The following is an 18,128-nucleotide window of genomic DNA, read 5'->3' as shown; positions in this document are numbered from 1 at the left end:
TGGTCGCACCCGTGGTGGGTTGGCTGGCCCACGAATCCTGTTCGGTGAGCGGGGAGATGTTCATCGCCCTGGCGGGCCGGGTGGCCCGGGCGGTGATCGCCGAAAGCCCTGGCGTGTACCGCGGATCGTGGACGGTCGAGGACGTCGGGGTGCATCTCGACGCAATCCGAAACGTCGAGGCGCCCTTGGTTTTTCCGGTCCTACCCGACGGACATAACGAGCACATCCGCTACAGCTTCGGGCTGGCTCACCGCTCAAATGACCAAGGAGCGCTGAATGGCTAGCCTGACCGGCCCATTGGCCGGCGTGCGGATAATCGACCTCACTGCAATGGTGATGGGACCGTATTGCACGCAGATCATGGCCGATATGGGCGCCGACGTGATCAAAGTCGAACCACCGCAAGGCGATAACACCCGATACATATCGGTGGGCCCGGCCCCGGGCATGAGCGGGGTTTTCGTCAACGTCAACCGTGGCAAGCGCAGCGTCGTGCTGGACTTGCAAACCGATGCCGGGGCGTGCGCGTTGCGCGCTCTGATTGAGACCGCCGACGTGTTTATCCACTCGATGCGCGCCAAAGCCATCACCAAGCTCGGGTTCGCCTACGACGAGGTCGCTGCGATCAATCCTGCTGTCGTCTACACCAATTGCTACGGCTACGGGCGACGTGGACCCGATCACGACCGCCCCGCCTATGACGACACCATCCAGGCCGAATGCGGATTGACGGCGGTGCAACAGCAATTGACCGGCGAGGCCGATTATGTCGGCACCATCATGGCCGACAAGATTGCCGGGCTGACGGCGCTGTACGCAACGATGATGGCGTTGTTCCATCGCGAGCGCACGGGCGAGGGGCAAGAAGTCGAGGTGGCCATGTTCGAGACCATGGCCTCGTTCATGCTCGTCGAGCATGCCAACGGCGCCTTGTTCGACCCCCCGCTGGGGCCGGCGATGTATCCGCGCACCGTGGCGCCCAACCGCCGCCCGTATCGCACCAGCGACGGCTACATCGCCGCGCTGATCTACAACGACAAGCACTGGAACGCGTTCATGAAAGCCGTTCAGCCACCGTGGGCCAACGAGCTGTATTCGACGTTGGAACAGCGCGCCCGCGAGATCGACACGGTCTACGGACTGGTGGCCGAGACGATGAGGGAGCGGTCCACTGCCGAGTGGTTGGCGCTTCTCCACGAACTCGAGATACCGGCCGCGCCACTGAACACGCCGGGCGCGCTTTTCGACGATCCACATCTCAACGCCGTCGGCTTGTTCGAGACGGTGGACAGCCCGTACGGGCCGGTGCGCTTCCCAGGTGTACCCACCTGGTTCTCGCGGACACCAGGACGCGTCGCGGGCCCGGCGCCGGGGCTTGGCGCCGACACCGCCGCCGTCCTCGGCGAGCTGGGGCTGGCTGTCGACATGAATCCGATCGCGGGTTCGGCATAGCGCTTAATCAACGAAATAGATTGCAAGCGAAGGAGCTTCCATCATGGGCGTGCCCGTCTACAAACGCATCCTCGACCTGTTCGAGGCCGAGGGTGTGAATACTCTGTTCGGCATCCCGGATCCGAACTTCGTGCACATGTTCGCCGAAGCCGACGCTCGCGGGTGGTCGGTGGTCGCGCCGCATCACGAACTGAGCGCGGGTTTCATGGCCGAGGCGGCTTCGCGAATGACGGGTAGGCCCGGCCTGTGCATTGGCACGCTCGGCCCGGGCATGGCCAACATCGCGGGGGCGATCCAGTGCGCGATGGTGGAAAACTCGCCGGTGATCTTCCTCGGCGGCCAGCGGGCCCGCATCACCGAACGCCGGGTCCGGCGCGGGCGCATCCAGTTCGTCCGGCAAGAACCGCTCGTCGCGCCGTCGGTCAAGTACAGCGCCTCCATCGAATACGCCGACCAGACCGACGAGATCATCCACGAGGCGATCCGCCGGGCCATGTCCGGAACACCCGGTCCGGCCTACATCGAATATCCCTCGCACGTCATCCTCGAGGAGCTCGATGTGCCGAATCCGTTGCCGCCCAACCGGTATCGACTCGTCAACCAAGGGGCCGGCGCGTCCGAGATCGCTGAAGCCGCGAAGCTGATCCGCGAAGCGAAGAGCCCGATTCTGTTGGTGGGCCACGGCGTGCACACGTCGCGCACCGGTCCTGCGGTCAAGGAACTCGCCGACTTGATGGGCTGCCCGGTCATCCAGACCTCTGGGGGTACGTCGTACATCCCGGGTCTGCAGGATCGAACATTCCCTTACCTGTTCTCCCCGGCCGCCAACGAGGCAGTCGAGGAATCCGACCTGTGCGTCGCGCTGGGAACCGAACTAGGTGAGCCCATGCACTACGGCCGGACCCAGCATTGGGCAGACAACGATGCGAATCGCAAGTGGGTGTATGTCGAGCAGGACCCCGCCGCCATCGGCGTCAACCGCCAGTTCGACGTGCCGCTTGTGGGCGATTTGCGCGGCGTCGTGCCGCAGCTGGTCGACGCGCTTCGGGATACGCCGCGCACCCCGTCCGCCAACCTGGAGAAGTTGGTCAACGCCGACGCCGAGGAACTCGCGCAGCTTGCCGTGAGTGCGCCGTCGGGACGTTCGCCGATTCACCCGGCGCGCTATGTGGTTGAGGCCACGAAGGCGTTCAACGACCTCGAGGACGGCATCCTGGTCCGCGATGGCGGCGCGACCGTCATCTTCCAGTGGACCTACTCGCAGTCCAAGCCGCGGGACGTCATCTGGAACCAGAACTTCGGCCACCTCGGAACCGGATTGCCGTACGCAGTCGGGGCATCGGTCGCCGAGGGTGGTAAGCGGCCGGTGATGCTGCTGACCAGTGACTCGGCGTTTCTCTTCCACATCGCTGAATTGGAAACCGCCGCGCGCCTGCAGCTTCCGCTGGTATGCGTAGTGGGTGTCGACCATCAGTGGGGTCTCGAAGTGGGCGTGTACAAGCGCACGTTCGAGCAGCCGTCGCCGCAACCCGGCGTGCACTGGAGCAAGGACGTGCGGATGGACAAGGTCGCGGAGGGCTTCGGCTGCCACGGCGAGTACGTCGAGAAGGAAGACGAGATCGGACCGGCCATCGCCCGCGCCTACGCCAGCGGCAAAGTCGGTGTGGTGCACGTGTGCATCGACCCGAAGGCCAACTCCGAGGAGATGCCTAAATACGACCGATTCCGCACTTGGTATGCCGAAGGCACCCAGTGAGCGCCACGACTAAGGAAGAGTGCAGGCTATGCGTGAATACTTGAAGTTCTACATCGACGGACAATGGGTCGACCCGTTGCAGCCCAATGCTTTCGACGTGGAGAACCCGGCAACCGAGCAGGTGTCCGGGAAGATCTCGCTGGGCTCGGCGGCCGACGTCGACGTGGCCGTCAAAGCTGCCCGCCGAGCGTTCGCCGGCTGGTCGCGGACCACCCGCGAAGAGCGCCTAGATCTGTTGCAGGCCATCCTCGCCGAATACCAAAAGCGCGCGGACGACCTCGCCGCGGCGGTCACCGACGAAATCGGCGCGCCGGCGTCGCTGGCCTCGGGGCCGCAGGTTTTCCTCGGCATCGGACACCTGGCCAAGGCGATCGACGTGCTGAAGAACTTCTCGTTCGAGGAACACAAGGGCGAGAGCCTGATCGCCAAGGAGCCCATCGGTGTCTGCGGGCTGATCACTCCGTGGAACTGGCCGATCAACCAGATCGCCGTGAAGGTCTACCCGGCGTTGGCCACCGGCTGCACCGCCGTCCTCAAACCCTCCGAGGTGGCCCCGTTTTCGGCCTATATCTTCGCCGAGATCCTGGATGCCGCGGGCGTGCCGCCCGGGGTGTTCAACCTCGTCAACGGCGACGGCGCGGGCGTGGGCGTGGCCCTGGCGAGCCATCCCGACATCGACATGGTGTCGTTCACGGGCTCAACCCGCGCCGGCGTCGAGGTGGCCAAGCTCGCCGCCCCGACCGTGAAGCGGGTGACCCAGGAACTCGGCGGCAAGAGCCCCAACATCGTCCTCGACGACAGCGGCTTTGCCGAGAGCGTCAGCGCCGGCGTGGCCAACATGATGCCGAACTCCGGGCAGAGCTGTAACGCGCCGACACGCATGCTGGTTCCGAATTCCCGTATGGCCGAAGCGATTTCCATCGCGCGCGAGGCGGCCGAGCAGGTCACGGTGGGCCGGCCGGACGCCGGGACCACGATCGGGCCGGTGGCCTCGAGGGCGCAGTTCGACAAGGTCCAGCGCCTGATCCAGAAGGGCGTCGACGAGGGCGCGACCGTGGTCGTGGGAGGTCCGGGCCGGCCCGCGGATTTGGACAAGGGTTACTACGTCAAGCCGACCGTGTTCGCCCATGTCACAAACGACATGACGATTGCACGCGAAGAGATCTTCGGGCCGGTGCTGTGCATCCTCGGCTACGACGACATCGACCACGCCATCGAGATCGCCAACGACACCGAGTACGGCCTTGCCGGCTTTGTTTCCGGGGCCGACCTCGACACGGCGCGTCAGATTGCTCGCAGGATCCGGGCGGGCTGGGTGACCATCAATCACGCATTCGACATGAGTACGCCATTCGGCGGCTACAAGCGCAGCGGCAATGGTCGGGAGTGGAGCGAGTTCGGGTTCCACGAGTATTTGGAAGTAAAAAGCGTATTGGGCTTCGCGCCGGACAAGGCCGCGCAATGAAATGTCGGGCCGCCGTGATTCGCGGGGTCGGCATGGACTGGGAGATCGACGAAATCGATCTCGATCCGCCCCGTGCCGGTGAGGTCCTGGTGCGGATGGCCGTCGCCGGGGTCTGCCACTCCGACGACCACCTGTTCACCGGCGACGTGGTGCCAACTCCCGAAGTGCTGGCCGCGAGCGGTCAGCCCGCGCCGGACTGGTTCCCGCTGCTTGGCGGTCACGAGGGAGCCGGTGTTGTCGCGGAGGTCGGTCCGGGGGTGACGGCGGTGCAGCCCGGAGACCACGTTGCGCTGTCATTCATCCCCGCGTGCGGCAGTTGTCGGTTTTGCGTCGACGGCCAGAGCTACATCTGCGACGTCGGCGCCAGCTTGTTCGTCCGGGAAATGCCGACTGACGGAACGTGTCGCCGGCATCTCGGCGACGAAAACCTCCTGGCCTATGGACAACTCGGCACCTTCGCTGAATATGCGGTGTTATCGGAACGGTCCGTGATCAAGATCGACGAAGCGATTCCGTTCCACGCCGCCTCGCTGGTGTCGTGCGGCGTCAGTACCGGCTGGGGCTCCGCGACGGTGTCGGCAGGCACCGAACCCGGCGACACCGTGGTCGTCATCGGCGCCGGTGGCGTCGGGATGAACGCCCTGCAGGGGGCGCGCGCCGTCGGCGCCAAATACGTCGTCGCGGTGGATCCGGTTGAGTCGAAGCGGGATTCAGCAAAAATCTTCGGTGCCACGCACAGCGTGGCATCCGCTGAGGAAGCGGTGCCGCTGGTGAGGGAGATCACCGACGGCCTGATGGCCGATCGCGTCGTCATCTGCCCCGGCGTCGTGCACGTGGACTTGATCCCATTGGCGATGGCGTTGCTTCGCAAAGGCGGCATCTGCGTGCTCACCGGGATCACCCCCTACACCGAGCCTCCGGTGCCGATGGTCCTGCAGGAGATGACGCTGTCGGCCAAGCAACTCAGAGGAGCGCTCTACGGCGGAATGAATCCGCGCACGAGCGTGCCGATGCTGTTGTCGTTGTATCAGGCGGGCGCTTTGAAGCTCGACGAACTGGTCACCAAGCACTACCAACTCGACCAGATCAACGAAGCGTTCGCGGATCTGCGCGAGGGCCGCAACATTCGCGGAATCATCGATTTCGCCGGCAGCTAGCAACCATGCGGGCGGCCGTCATGGCGGACCCGGTCGCTGGTCTGGCCGCGTGTACGCCAGCATGATGGCGCCACTTCGCTGGGAAATACCGGTGAATGGTCAACAAGTAGAAGTCGCGATGTTCGAAACCATGGCATCGTTCATCTCGGTCGGGCATGCCAACGGTGCCATGTTCGACCCCCGTTCGAGCCGAACTCGGGCTCGGTGCCGAGGCCGCCCAAGGCTCGGCGTAGAACCAATTCTCTTGCCGCACGCGGAGTTGCCGCGCGCCAGCATATTTCGGTTGCCGCCGCGCCGTGTCTGCCGCTGATGCGGTCTGCCCGGACCTAAACTGACGCCTGCATCAGCAGGGAGGGGCACCCGAGTATCGGCGGCAACAAAGCCACCGACCAGGAAACCGGTCGGTGTGCTGGAGAGGTGAACATGGAACCGGCCGGGGCGTACCCCGTGCCGGTTCATTCTGCTGGGAAGCCCCGCTGGGTCGCCGCGCCGCCGGCGAGCCGGTTGCCCACCCGCAGGGCGCGCGACGACACTGACCGTCCAGAGCGCCGTCCGGGCATTCGTGCGCTGGATGGCGTGCGTGCGGTCGCGGTCGCGCTGGTGCTGGCCGACCACGGCGGCATCCCCGGTATGGCAGGCGGGTTCCTCGGCGTCGACGTGTTTTTCGTGCTGAGTGGTTTCCTGATCACCTCGCTGCTGTTGGACGAGTTGGGCCGCAGCGGCCGCGTCGACCTGGGGAACTTCTGGATTCGTCGGGCCCGCCGGTTGCTGCCGGCGCTGGTGTTGATGGTGCTTACCGTCGCCGTCGGGCGTCAGTTGTTCTCACCCGAAGCGATCCTGGGTTTGCGCGACGACGCCGTCGCCGCCTTCTTCTGGGTGGCGAACTGGATGTTCGTCTCCGACAAGACCGGTTACTTCGCCCAGGGTGCGCCCCCATCCCCACTGCAGCACGCCTGGTCACTCGGCGTGGAGGAGCAGTACTACATCGTCTGGCCGCTGGTGCTTGTCGCAGTGGCCGTGGTTCTGGCGGCACGAGCGCGTCGTCAGAACAGACGGGCCACCCTCGGCGGCGTCCGCTTGACGGTGTTCCTGCTGGCCACGCTGGGAGCGCTGGGCTCTGCCGTGGCCGCCATCCTGCTCGCCTCCGATGCGACGCGCGATCGGGTCTACTTCGGCACCGACACCCGCGCCCAGGCGCTGCTGGTGGGTGCCGCGGCGTCGGCGTTGCTGGTCGGCGATTGGGAGTCGCTGAATCGCGGGTGGTCGCTGATTCGTTCGCGGTGGGGCAGGTGGGCCGCCAGGGTGCTTCCGGTGGTCGGCCTGGCGTTGCTGGGGGCGGCCGTTCACTACGCCACCGGCAGCGCCGGCGAATTCCGCAGCGGCCTGTTGATCGTGGTCGCCGTCGCGGCGGTGTTGGTGATCGCCCCGGTGGCATTGGATCAGCGCGGGCCCGTCGCCACCGTGCTGGCCTGGGGTCCGCTGGCCTGGCTGGGCAGCATCTCCTACGGCGTCTACCTGTGGCATTGGCCGGTCTTTCTGGTGCTCAACGGTCAGCGAACCGGATGGCACGGGCTCTCGTTGTTCGCGGTCCGGTGCGCCGCCACGCTCGCGGTCTCGGTGGTGTCATGGTGGGCGATCGAGCAGCCGGTGCGCAGGTGGCGACCCGTGCGGGTGCCGCTGCTCCCGCTGGCCGGGGCGACCGCGGCGAGCGCCGCGGCGATCACGCTGCTGGTGGTTCCGGTCGTGCACAAGCCCGGCGTCAGCGCGCTCGACGCCAGCCTTCCGCCCGGTGTGTCGCCGGTCGCGGTCGTGTCGTCGTCGCCTCCTCAGGGAGTGCGGCCCGCAGGGGCCGTCGCTAAGCGAGACCCGCGGCGGCCGTTCACGGTCTCGGTGTTCGGCGACTCGATCGGCTGGACGATGATGCACTTCCTGCCGCAGACCCCCGGGTTCCAATTCATCGACCACACCGTGATCGGCTGCAGCCTGGTGCGCGGCGGCCCGTACAGCTACCTCGGCCAGACCCTGGACCAGAAAAGCGAATGCGAATCATGGCCGGGCCGGTGGACATCGCAGATCGCCGTCGACCAGCCCGATGCCGTCCTGCTGGTGATCGGCCGCTGGGAGACCGTGGACCGGGTCAATGAGGGACGGTGGACGCACATCGGGGACCCGGCCTTCGACTCATACATCAGCGCCGAGCTGCGGCGTGCGGTGGACATCCTCAGCTTCAGCGGATCCCCGCTGACCGTCGCGAACCTGCCGTACAGCAGGCGCGGTGAAAGGCCGGACGGCAGCCTGTATCCCGAAGATCAGCCTGAGCGGGTAGACGAATGGAACGCCATGCTGGGCAAGACCATTGGCAATCGTCCGGACGTGCGGATCCTGGACTTCAAAAAGAAGCTGTGTCCTGAAGGCGTGTACACCGCCAAAGTCGACGGCATCCAGGTCCGCAGCGACGGCGTGCACTTGACAGAGGAAGGCGTGCAGTGGCTGACGCCTTGGCTCGAGCAATCGCTGAAACCGCGGTGAGCTGTTACCCCGCGTGGCAGCTGAGTTCCATGCTGTCGCTCTCCCGCACGGCGAAATTGAAACTCACGTAGCCGTTCTCGCTGTTTTGGACGTAGTCGAGGTAAGACCGTGCGTCCGCGCTCTCGGTGTTGTCGGCGATGACAAGGGCTCCGGGGGACAGTTTCGGCTCGAGCAGCTTGATCACCGGCAGGTACAGCTCTTTCCAGCCGTCGAGCAGGACGAAGTCGACCGGTCCGGCCAGATCCGCGAGCGTGCTCAGCGCGTCGCCTTCCAGCACGATGATCAGGTCATCCAATCCGGTTTCGGCGAACGTCTTCTTGGCGGCGGTGATCTTGGTGTCGCTGATCTCGGTCGTTACCACGCGGCCAGTGCCGTTGTCGCGCACTGCCGACGCCAGGTGCAGCGCCGAAATACCAAACGACATACCGAATTCCACAACGGTCGCCGGACGGGTTGCCCGCACCAGCGAGTACAACAGCTGGCCGGACTCGGGCGTCACGGGAATGTAAAACTCGCTCATGGCGTCGGCGCGTTCCTGAACGGTTCTGGCCGCGGACATGTTGGGGCGCCTCTCGCGCAGCAACGACATCTGTTCGCGCGACTCGTTATACATCCGGTCAAGCGTTTCGGCGACTCGAGGATCTTGCAGTGTGGTGGCCATGCCGTCGAGCCTAGCCACGCGGCCGCGAGAATTGGTCTCCACCATGTTTGACGAGCATTGATAGTGGTGCGAGGATGGACCGGCAAGCACCTCGGTAGGTGAGGCGTCTGCACGGATACAGGCCACTGACCCCGAACGTCGAGAGACGCCCCGGGTCAGGACAGCTCCTCCCGACCTAAGGGTTGAGCCCAAGTGGCTTCCGGTTTACCACCGGATACGCCGTGCAGTGCCGAAGCTCCGACGATGGGGGTGCGTCGCCGTCAGGCGCCGACCACCTGTCATGCGTGCGTTGTGGTGACACCCCCGTGTGTCCTGGCCGTGAGGAGGTGAGGGCGATATGAGTCCGAGCGATAGTCCGCATCCATATTTGAAATCCATATCGTCCCGATCCGGTAGCGGCCTTCCCGCCGCCTGAGCCCCCCCGAAGTTCGGTTCTTCTTGTGCCGACCTGCAATTGGCGGTGGCTGACTCGCTCCTTGCGATGGGTCGGGCTTCCCCTGAGGAGACCATCATGCGTCCCAACCCCGAGCGTCAGATCCATCGGGCCTGCGGCGACGTCCGCGCGGCCCTGTTCAGTGCGCTGGAACTCCTCGCGGACGGCAGCATTCCCACCACCGCCGGCGACGACACGTTCAAAGCACTCAGCGATTTGGGTAGGCTGCAGCGCCATCTCGCCGATGCCCTGCAGGCCACCAACCTGCTTGACCAGATGGTCGGCGTTCCGGTGGAGGAGCGTCAGCCGTGGTCGTACTACCGGAGCCGGATCGCCCAGAAGGCGAGCCCGGTCAGCGCCGTCGACGACGACCGCGGGCGGGCCGGCCGGGCCACCGCGTCCTAACCAGGATCACGAAACCTGAGGCAGCAGAACGATCTTGCCGTGCGTGTGTCGTTGCTCGAGTTCTGCGAACGCGTCGACGACCCGGTCGAGCGGGTAGGTCGCGGCGACATCGAAGTCGAGCGCGCCGGAAGCGACCAGATCTGCGATCTCGGTCAGCACCGCCGGCGTCGACGCCTCAGCGCTGCCTTCGCTTTTCGCGCCGACCTCGGCGGCCTTCTCGAAGGAGATGATGGTGTTGATCCGCTCGGGTGCTACGCCGAGGTCGACCGCCAGCTGCACATAGTCCGGTCCGAACAGGTCGATGAAGGCATCGATGCCGTCCGGCGCGGCATCTTGCAGTCGCTGCGCCAACCCGTCGCCGTATTCGACCGGCTCGACGCCGTGCGCGCGGAGCCACTCCGTATTGCCCGACGATGCGATACCCAACACTCGTACGTCGCGCAGCGTCAACAGCTGAACCACCAGGCTGCCAACGCCTCCGGCCGCGGCGGAGACCGCGACGGTCTCACCCGGTTGGGGTGCGACAGCGCGAACGGCCGCATAGGCCGTGACGCCCACGACGTACAGCGAACCCGCTACCTCCCAACTCAACTCGGTCGGTTTGTGGATCAACTGGTCGACCGGGACTTTCGCATGGGTGGCGTGGCTCGACCGCTGGAAGCTGAAACCCAGCACCTCGTCGCCGACGGCGAAATCGCTGACACCGTCTCCGACCTCGAGGACGACGCCGGCCAGGTCGCTGCCCTCGCCGGACGGGAAGGTGGCGGGGAAACGTTCGTGCAATGCCCCGCTGCGGATGCCGATCTCACCGGGGTTGATGCCGGCGGCGCGAACCTCGACCAGCACCTCGCCGGCACCCGGCGACGGCCGATCGATGTCGGCCACATACAACTCCTCGCGCCCGCCGTAACGGTCGAACCGGACCGCTCGCGCTTGTGCGGCTACCATGCTGATCTCCCTGCTCGTCGTTGCGAAACATTCTCGGCTGCAGCGACTTTCAGCAAGCGACCGAGCTTAGATGCATGGGGTCGATCGCTCATGCGTTACAGCCTTCTCCTACGCGCAACAGAGGCAGCCCGGTGATGTCTTCCGACATGGCGGTGTGACCGCCGTCACAGCGACGTACGCCGCTGCAGATATCGGGATCAGGACACCACGTTGATGGGGTCCCCGATGTGGACGGTGTCGAAGTACCACGCGGCGTTGTCCGGGCTGAGGTTGATGCAGCCATGGCTGACGTTCGAATAGCCCTGAGAGTCCACCGACCACGGGGCCGAGTGCACGTAAACGCCGCTCCAGGTGACCCGGACCGCGTACGACGCGGTGATCTTGTATCCATCCGACGACTCGAGGGGGATCCCGATCGTCCGCGAGTCCATCACGACCGTGCGCTCTTTGGACAGCGCAGCGAAATTTCCCATCGGTGTCGGACGACTGGGCTTGCCCATCGACGCCGGCATCGTGCGCAGCACCTCGCCATTCTGGCTGACGGTGAACGTGTGCGCGGAGATGCTGGCCACGCCCACCACCTGATCACCGGTGTCGAAACCGGTTGACAGCGCGTGCACTTCGACGCCGACGTGGGTGTGGGCCGGCCAGTAACCATCCGGCTTCCACTGGACGGTGTTGGTGTCGATCCAGTCGAACCGCCCGGTGATGTGGTTCGGCGCGGTGATCTTGATTGCGCGCTCGGCGGCCCGGCGGTTCGTGACCGGGGCGGTGAACGTGACAATCACCGGGTGGGCGACGCCAACCACGGCGCCGTTGGCCGGCTGGATCGACGCCACGCCTGCGGCCTGGTTTGGCGGTGCGATCGCCGCCGTGCCCGTGGCCGCCGATCCCGCCACGGCCAGCATTGCGGTCAGGGCCGCAAGCCATCCCATTCGAATCGCTCTCACCACGGTTCCCACCCTCCGAGACGATGCAAGCCCGAAGTGCTCGCATTCCCTAGCTCCAATATGCCCTATCTGGCGCTCAGCAAACAGATTATTAGTTGCGTAAGTCGCGATCGTTATACGCACTTTGCAACTATCGCTGCTGCTCACACACCAAATATGCCCTAGCGGGTGATATCGAAGTCCTACGCTGGCCACGATATGGCAAGCGGAAATTGCACCGGCTATGCGTTGGCTGTGTGCGCCGCGGGGCGTCAGCCCGCGGACTTCACCCGCGCCGCAGCGGATTCTGGCATCGGTTCGTACCGGGCGAAGGTGCGGGTGAACGACGCCGCTCCGTGAGAGAGCGAGCGTAAATCGATTGCGTAACGGGTCAACTCAACCTGTGGGACTTCGGATTTCACCAATGTGCGGTCGTTACCGGCAGTGTCCGTTCCCAGCACCCGGCCGCGACGCCCGGACAAGTCGCTCATCACGGCGCCGACGAGGTCATCGGGTATCAGCACGGAGACCTCGTCGATCGGCTCGAGCAGTGCCGGTTTCGCCGCGGCCGCGGCTTCTTTCAGCGCCAGCGCGCCGGCCATCTGGAAGGCGAAATCCGAGGAATCCACGCTGTGCGCCTTGCCGTCGAGCAGGGTGACCCGGATGTCGACGACGGGATAACCGGCGTGCACACCCTTTTCCATCTGAGCTCGCACGCCCTTCTCGACGCTCGGGATGAACTGGCGCGGCACCGCACCGCCCACCACCTTGTCGCAGAACTCGAATCCGGAACCTTCGGGCAGCGGTTCGACTTCGATGTCACAGACCGCGTACTGACCGTGACCACCGGATTGCTTGACGTGCCGACCGTGGCCTTTCGCCTTGCTGCCAAACGTTTCTCGCAGCGGCACCCGCAGCTCGACGGTATCCACGGTGACGCTGTACCGGTTGGCCAGTGCGTCCAGCACCACACCGGCATGTGCTTCGCCCATGCACCACAGCACGATCTGATGCGTCTCCGGGTTCTGCTCGATCCGCAGTGTCGGGTCCTCGGCGGCCAATCGTCCAAGCCCGACCGACAGCTTGTCCTCGTCGGTCTTGGCATGTGCCTGAATCGCCACCGGCAGCAACGATTCCGGCATCATCCACGGCTTGAGCACCAACGGCTGAGCCTTGTCGGAGAGGGTGTCTCCGGTTTCGGCCCGGCTCAGACGCCCGATGGCGCACATGTCGCCGGGCAGCACCATCGATGCCGGCCGCTGCTGCTTGCCCAGCGGGAAGGACAGCGCACCGATGCGTTCGTCCTCGTCGTGGTCCACGTGGCCGGCCAGAGAATCGGGGCCGGCGTCGTCTGCCGAGCCGAAGAACGACGAAAAATGGCCCGACACATGAACGGTCGTGTCGGGCCTGATGGTCCCGGAGAACACCCGGACCAGGCTGAGCCTGCCGACATAGGGGTCCGACGTCGTCTTCACCACCTCGGCCAGCAGTGGCGAGTCGGAGCCGCAGGTCACCTTCGTGAACGCGGCGCCTTGCGCCGTAAACACCTCGGGCAGTGGGTGTTCCGCCGGGGACGGGAACCCGCGGGTGGCGACCTCGAGCAACTCCAGGGTGCCGACGCCGGTGCCGCTACACACCGGAATCACCGGAAAGAACGAGCCGCGCGCGACTGCCTTCTCCAGATCGTCGATCAGCACCGCTTCGTCGATCTTTTCACCGCCCAGGTACCGCTCCATCAGCGACTCGTCCTCGGACTCCTCGATGATTCCCTCGATCAACGTGCCGCGGGTTTCCTCGATCTGATCGGCGTAGGAGGCATCCGGCGCATGGGTGGTGCGTTTGCCGTTCGCGTACTCGTAGTGCGTCTGCGACAACAGGCCGATCACGCCGTCACCGGTAGGGAGATAGAGCGGCAAAACCTTGTCGCCGAACGCATTCTGTGCTGCCGCGAGCGCATTCTGGTAGTTGGCCCTGGCGTGGTCGAGTTTGGTGATCACCACGGCCCGGGGCATGCCGACCTGATTGCACTCCTGCCACAGCGACTTCGTCGGCTCGTCGACGTCCTCGTTGGCCGCGATCACGAACAACGCGCAGTCCGCGGCGCGCAACCCGGCCCGCAATTCGCCGACGAAGTCGGCGTAGCCGGGGGTGTCGACGAGATTGACCTTGACGCCGTCGTGCGACAGCGACGCCAACGCGAGACTGACCGAACGCTGCTGGCGGATCTCGGCCTCGTCGTGATCGCAGACCGTGGTGCCGTCAGCGATACAGCCGGGTCTCGACAACACGCCGGACGCGACAAGAAGCGCGTCGACCAATGTGGTCTTGCCGCCGCCGGACGGGCCTACCAAGACCACGTTCCGGACGGCGGCCGGATCGTCTACGGCCGGAGCGGCTCCTGCGCCGTTCAGACTGTGGGACTTGTCTGCCATGACGTCACTCCCTCGCGTCCCCCGTCATCGTGATGCACGTCACTTTTCTCCTAGCGTCCGTGCAAAACAAGGGTGAACGGGCGGTGACGGGAATCAGGAGAGGCGGCCGGCTCAGGCGTGCCAGCTGCTCCAGCGCTGGACTGCGACGGCGATCACTGGGCCGTCCAGCGAAACCGATTGGTATTGGACGTATTTCGCGCGGAGGAGATCGCAGCCGACGTTCATGGTGTCGCCGTCGTGATGGATCGCGGCAACACCGTCGGCGCGGACCCACCACAACTGCGTCCAGTCGTCGGCGTAGTGGTCGACCAGCAGGCTCACCTGCGGGTTGCGCTCGATGTTGGCGAGCCGGCGCAGCCGTTGGGTCGTCTTGGGCTTGGCGTCGACGGCCGTATAGATGACGTCGTCGTGCAGGGCGAATACCACCGGCACCAGATGAGGCCGGCCGTCGAGGGCGGCGGTGGCCAACCGGGCGACCGGTGAGGCTGCGAAGCGGGCCTGGGGGTCGAATTCGACCACATCGCCGAGCCTAGGTGCCGGAGTCGATTTAAGTAATGCTGAGGCCGCCGTCGACGACGATCGTCTGTCCGGTGACGTATCCGCCCGCCGCCGATGCCAGCCAGACCGCGGTGGCCGCGAGCTCGCGTCCATCGCCCAATCGGCCCAGGATCAGTCGATGCGACTGGCTCTCCAGGTAGCCGGGTTTGTATTCGTCGGTCATCTCGGTTTTGAAGAATCCCGGAGCGAGAGCGTTGACCCGGATGCCCTTGCGCGCGCCCCACTGCTGGGCCAGATCCCGGGTGAGCCCGATGATGCCGGCCTTACTTGCGCTGTAGGCCGCTTGCGGCAATCCGGCGGTGGTGATCCCCAGGATGCTGGCGATGTTGATCACCGAGCTTCCGGGCTGCATGACCCGCCCGCAGGCCTGTGCCATCCAGTACGCGCCATTGAGGTTGACGTCGATCACCGAGCGAAATTGCTCGGGTGTCTCGCGGGTCGCCGGGTGTGCGGTCCCGACGCCGGCGTTGTTGATCAATACATCGACCCGGCCGAACGTCTGCATCGCGGCATCGACCAGCGCCTGGCACTGCTCGGGCTCGCTGACATCGGTTGCGATGGTCAGTGCCTTGCGACCGCCGGACTCGACGAGAGACGCCGTATCGGCCAACCTGTCGACGCGGCGGGCGCCTAACACGACGTCGGCGCCGGCCTCGGCAAACGCTTGGGCGAACGACACACCCAGGCCCGAAGAGGCGCCGGTCACGATCACGACTTTGTCGTCGAGCCGAAATGAATCAAGCACGCCCATTGCGAAGACACCTTTGCTCATCAGTTGCCGTTCAGCCGAAGCTATGAAGCTACCGCGTGGCCATATGCCGGTGGATCGACCTCCGGCGGGACCGGGGAACCCGACGTCGATATGCCTGACCGAGTGACGCAGGCTACGGTTGTATGAACAAAGTTGTGTCGTCAAGATCAAAATCTCGCGACATTCTGGCTGAATTCGGCTGGTACTTACCAGGAGGTAATGGGGATGAGCGGATCGCACCGCGGCATACCGCGGGGGTCCCTGCGCTTGCTCAGTCTGCTGGCGGCGACGGGCCTGGCCCTGGCGACGGCGCCCGCGCACGCGTCACCGCTGACGACGCCTGCCCCGCGCGACGCGCAGACCGCGGCCGCGCAGGTCGGTCCGCAAATCGTGGACGTCGACGCCCAGCTTGGTTTCCAGAGCGCGATCGGCGCGGGAACCGGCATCGTGATCGACCCCAGCGTGGTTCTCACCAACAACCACGTGATCGCCGGCGCGACCAACCTCACCGCGAGATCCATCGCCAATGGCCAGACCTTCCCGGCGACGGTGATCGGTTTCGACCGCCAACATGACATCGCCGTGCTGCAACTGGCCGGAGGCGGCCTGCCGGTGGCCAACATCGGCAATTCCGACACGGTGAAGGTGGGTGATCCGGTCGTTTCGCTGGGTAACGCCGGTGGTGCCGGCGGGGCGCCGAGCGTCGAGGAGGGGCACATCGGCGCGCTCGGCCAGACGGTGTCGGCCAACGATGCGCTGACCGGCAGCACCGAGACGCTGAACGGCCTGATCCAGGTCAACGCGAATATCCGCCCGGGTGACTCCGGTGGCCCGACGGTCAACGCCGCCAACCAGGTGATCGGCTTGAATACCGCCGCAACGGCGAATTACCACCTTGGCCGCGGCCAGGGCTTTGCGATCCCGATCAACGAGGCGATGGCCATCGCCGGACAGATCCGGTCCGGCGCTTCGTCGCCGACGGTGCACATCGGGCCGACCGCGTTTCTCGGTGTCGGCGTCAACGACGCCCCGGGTGGCGGAGGCGCCATCGTCCGGCAGGTGATTCCGACCGGTCCCGCCGCCGGGGCCGGTCTCAATCCCGGTGATGTCATCACCTCGATCAACGGCCAGCCGGTGAACTCGGCTACCGCACTGACGAACATTCTCGACCAGCACCACCCCGGCGAGGGCGTCAGTGTGCGGTTGGGCGGACGGGAAGTCAATGTGACATTGGGAGACGGCCCGCCGGGCTGATCCAACGTCGCAGCTCATGCGGCTGTGCTCAATTCGTCTGGCGCATAAGGTTTTCGATGCCACACCCCGGGTACGTGTAACGTCGTGGACTTGACCAGGGACAGAGAACACGCGTCCGAACATGATCCCGCAGAGGGAAGCCGCGTCGAAGACGGTGTCGTCGAGCATCCCAACGCAGACGAGTTCACCGAAGCCAAGTCGCTGCCCGCGGACCCGACTTGGTTCAAGCACGCGGTCTTCTACGAGGTACTGGTGCGGGCCTTCCTGGACGGCGACGCCGACGGATCCGGTGACCTGCGTGGGCTGCTGCAGCGATTGGACTATTTGCAGTGGCTCGGCATCGATTGCATATGGCTGCCGCCGTTCTACGACTCACCATTGCGTGACGGCGGCTACGACATTCGCGACTTCTACAAGGTGCTGCCGGAGTTCGGCACCGTCGACGACTTCGTCGCGCTGCTCAACGCCGCACACGAGCGGGGCATCCGCGTCATCACCGATCTGGTGATGAACCACACCTCCGAATCGCACCCGTGGTTTCAGGAGTCGCGCCACGACCCCGACGGCCCCTACGGCGACTTCTACGTGTGGAGCGACACCAGCGACAAGTACACCGACGCCCGAATCATCTTCATCGACACCGAAGAGTCGAATTGGACGTTCGATCCAGTGCGCCGCCAGTTCTATTGGCACCGGTTCTTCTCGCACCAGCCGGACCTGAACTACGACAACCCGGCAGTTCAGGAGGCGATGATCGATGTCCTCCGGTTCTGGCTGGACCTGGGGATCGACGGGTTCCGGCTGGACGCGGTGCCCTACCTGTTCGAGCGGGAGGGCACCAACTGCGAGAACCTGCCCGAGACCCACGCATTCCTCAAGAAGGTCCGCAAGGTCGTCGACGACGAGTTTCCGGGCCGGGTGCTGCTGGCCGAAGCCAACCAGTGGCCCGGCGACGTCGTCGAGTATTTCGGCGATGCCAGCACCGGCGGCGACGAGTGTCACATGGCGTTCCACTTCCCGCTGATGCCGCGCATCTTCATGGCGGTCCGGCGCGAGTCGCGATTCCCGATCTCGGAGATTCTGGGGCAGACGCCGGAGATCCCGGACATGGCGCAGTGGGGGATCTTCCTGCGCAATCACGACGAGCTGACGCTGGAGATGGTCAGCGACGAAGAGCGCGACTACATGTACTCCGAGTACGCCAAAGACCCGCGGATGAAGGCCAACGTCGGGATCCGCCGCAGGCTGGCTCCGCTGCTGGACAACGACCGCAACCAGATCGAGCTGTTCACCGCGCTGCTGTTGTCGTTACCCGGTTCGCCGGTGCTGTATTACGGCGACGAGATCGGCATGGGCGATGTGATCTGGCTGGGTGACCGCGACGGCGTGCGGACCCCG

14 protein-coding genes, 2 pseudogenes and 1 riboswitch are annotated in these 18,128 nt (G+C 65.3%); of the genes and pseudogenes, 10 read left to right on the top strand and 6 right to left on the bottom strand.

What is annotated here, in order from left to right:
- The 7 genes and pseudogenes from VN856_RS13650 to VN856_RS13620 form a co-directional block, all read left to right on the top strand.
- A pseudogene (locus VN856_RS13650) lies at positions 1 to 284 on the top strand (short-chain dehydrogenase); the annotation flags it as partial.
- On the top strand, positions 277 to 1,452 hold the full coding sequence (locus VN856_RS13645; protein ID WP_325689845.1) for a CoA transferase: 1,176 nt from the start codon (positions 277 to 279) through the stop codon (positions 1,450 to 1,452). The pseudogene VN856_RS13650 and the gene VN856_RS13645, both read left to right, overlap by 8 nt.
- Positions 1,453 to 1,495: 43 nt before the next feature.
- Positions 1,496 to 3,208 (top strand): thiamine pyrophosphate-binding protein, encoded by a 1,713-nt coding sequence (locus VN856_RS13640; protein ID WP_325689843.1) that lies wholly within the window; start codon positions 1,496 to 1,498, stop codon positions 3,206 to 3,208.
- 28 nt (positions 3,209 to 3,236) lie between these two features.
- Positions 3,237 to 4,673 carry an aldehyde dehydrogenase family protein gene (locus VN856_RS13635; protein ID WP_325689841.1) on the top strand — a complete coding sequence of 479 codons (1,437 nt, stop codon included), beginning with the start codon at positions 3,237 to 3,239 and terminating at the stop codon, positions 4,671 to 4,673.
- Complete coding sequence (locus VN856_RS13630) at positions 4,670 to 5,830, top strand: NDMA-dependent alcohol dehydrogenase (RefSeq protein WP_414686950.1); 1,161 nt, start codon at positions 4,670 to 4,672, stop codon at positions 5,828 to 5,830. Before VN856_RS13635 ends, VN856_RS13630 begins: the two co-directional genes overlap by 4 nt.
- Positions 5,831 to 5,847: 17 nt before the next feature.
- Positions 5,848 to 6,011 (top strand): annotated as a pseudogene (locus VN856_RS13625) (CoA transferase); the annotation flags it as partial.
- 266 nt (positions 6,012 to 6,277) lie between these two features.
- Positions 6,278 to 8,359 carry an acyltransferase family protein gene (locus tag VN856_RS13620; protein WP_414686952.1) on the top strand — a complete coding sequence of 694 codons (2,082 nt, stop codon included), beginning with the start codon at positions 6,278 to 6,280 and terminating at the stop codon, positions 8,357 to 8,359.
- Positions 8,360 to 8,363: 4 nt separating this feature from the next.
- Here VN856_RS13620 and VN856_RS13615 read toward each other — a convergent pair whose 3' ends face one another.
- Complete coding sequence (locus VN856_RS13615) at positions 8,364 to 9,020, bottom strand: O-methyltransferase (protein WP_325689839.1); 657 nt, start codon at positions 9,018 to 9,020, stop codon at positions 8,364 to 8,366.
- Between the two features lie 83 nt (positions 9,021 to 9,103).
- Positions 9,104 to 9,276: riboswitch (M-box (ykoK) riboswitch) on the top strand.
- 255 nt (positions 9,277 to 9,531) lie between these two features.
- Between VN856_RS13615 and VN856_RS13610 the strand changes: the two genes are divergently transcribed.
- Entirely contained in the window at positions 9,532 to 9,858 is a 327-nt protein-coding gene (locus VN856_RS13610; RefSeq protein ID WP_325689837.1) for a hypothetical protein, read from the top strand.
- Between the two features lie 6 nt (positions 9,859 to 9,864).
- Here the strand turns inward: VN856_RS13610 and VN856_RS13605 are convergent, their stop codons facing one another.
- The 5 genes from VN856_RS13605 to VN856_RS13585 form a co-directional block, all read right to left on the bottom strand.
- Positions 9,865 to 10,806 (bottom strand): NADP-dependent oxidoreductase, encoded by a 942-nt coding sequence (locus VN856_RS13605; protein WP_325689835.1) that lies wholly within the window; start codon positions 10,804 to 10,806, stop codon positions 9,865 to 9,867.
- Between the two features lie 197 nt (positions 10,807 to 11,003).
- A complete protein-coding gene (locus VN856_RS13600) occupies positions 11,004 to 11,741 on the bottom strand; it encodes a L,D-transpeptidase (protein WP_414686951.1) in 738 nt (245 codons plus the stop codon).
- Positions 11,742 to 12,007: 266 nt separating this feature from the next.
- Positions 12,008 to 14,167, bottom strand: coding sequence for an elongation factor G-like protein EF-G2 (locus VN856_RS13595; protein WP_325689831.1), 2,160 nt, complete (start codon positions 14,165 to 14,167; stop codon positions 12,008 to 12,010).
- 111 nt (positions 14,168 to 14,278) lie between these two features.
- Positions 14,279 to 14,686, bottom strand: a complete 408-nt coding sequence (locus VN856_RS13590) for a TIGR03668 family PPOX class F420-dependent oxidoreductase (protein WP_325689830.1) — start codon at positions 14,684 to 14,686, stop codon at positions 14,279 to 14,281.
- Between the two features lie 28 nt (positions 14,687 to 14,714).
- Positions 14,715 to 15,476 (bottom strand): SDR family NAD(P)-dependent oxidoreductase, encoded by a 762-nt coding sequence (locus VN856_RS13585; RefSeq protein ID WP_325689829.1) that lies wholly within the window; start codon positions 15,474 to 15,476, stop codon positions 14,715 to 14,717.
- Positions 15,477 to 15,701: 225 nt separating this feature from the next.
- Here VN856_RS13585 and VN856_RS13580 point away from each other — a divergent pair, with 225 nt between their 5' ends.
- Positions 15,702 to 16,730, top strand: coding sequence for a S1C family serine protease (locus tag VN856_RS13580; RefSeq protein ID WP_325689827.1), 1,029 nt, complete (start codon positions 15,702 to 15,704; stop codon positions 16,728 to 16,730).
- A 90-nt stretch (positions 16,731 to 16,820) separates the two neighbouring features.
- A partial coding sequence (gene treS, locus VN856_RS13575) for a maltose alpha-D-glucosyltransferase (RefSeq protein WP_414686949.1) occupies positions 16,821 to 18,128 on the top strand: 1,308 nt, incomplete at its 3' end.

It is taken from the genome of Mycobacterium sp. (assembly GCF_035603715.1).
Classification (GTDB): domain Bacteria; phylum Actinomycetota; class Actinomycetes; order Mycobacteriales; family Mycobacteriaceae; genus Mycobacterium.
This window is presented reverse-complemented; position numbering and strand designations above follow the sequence as displayed.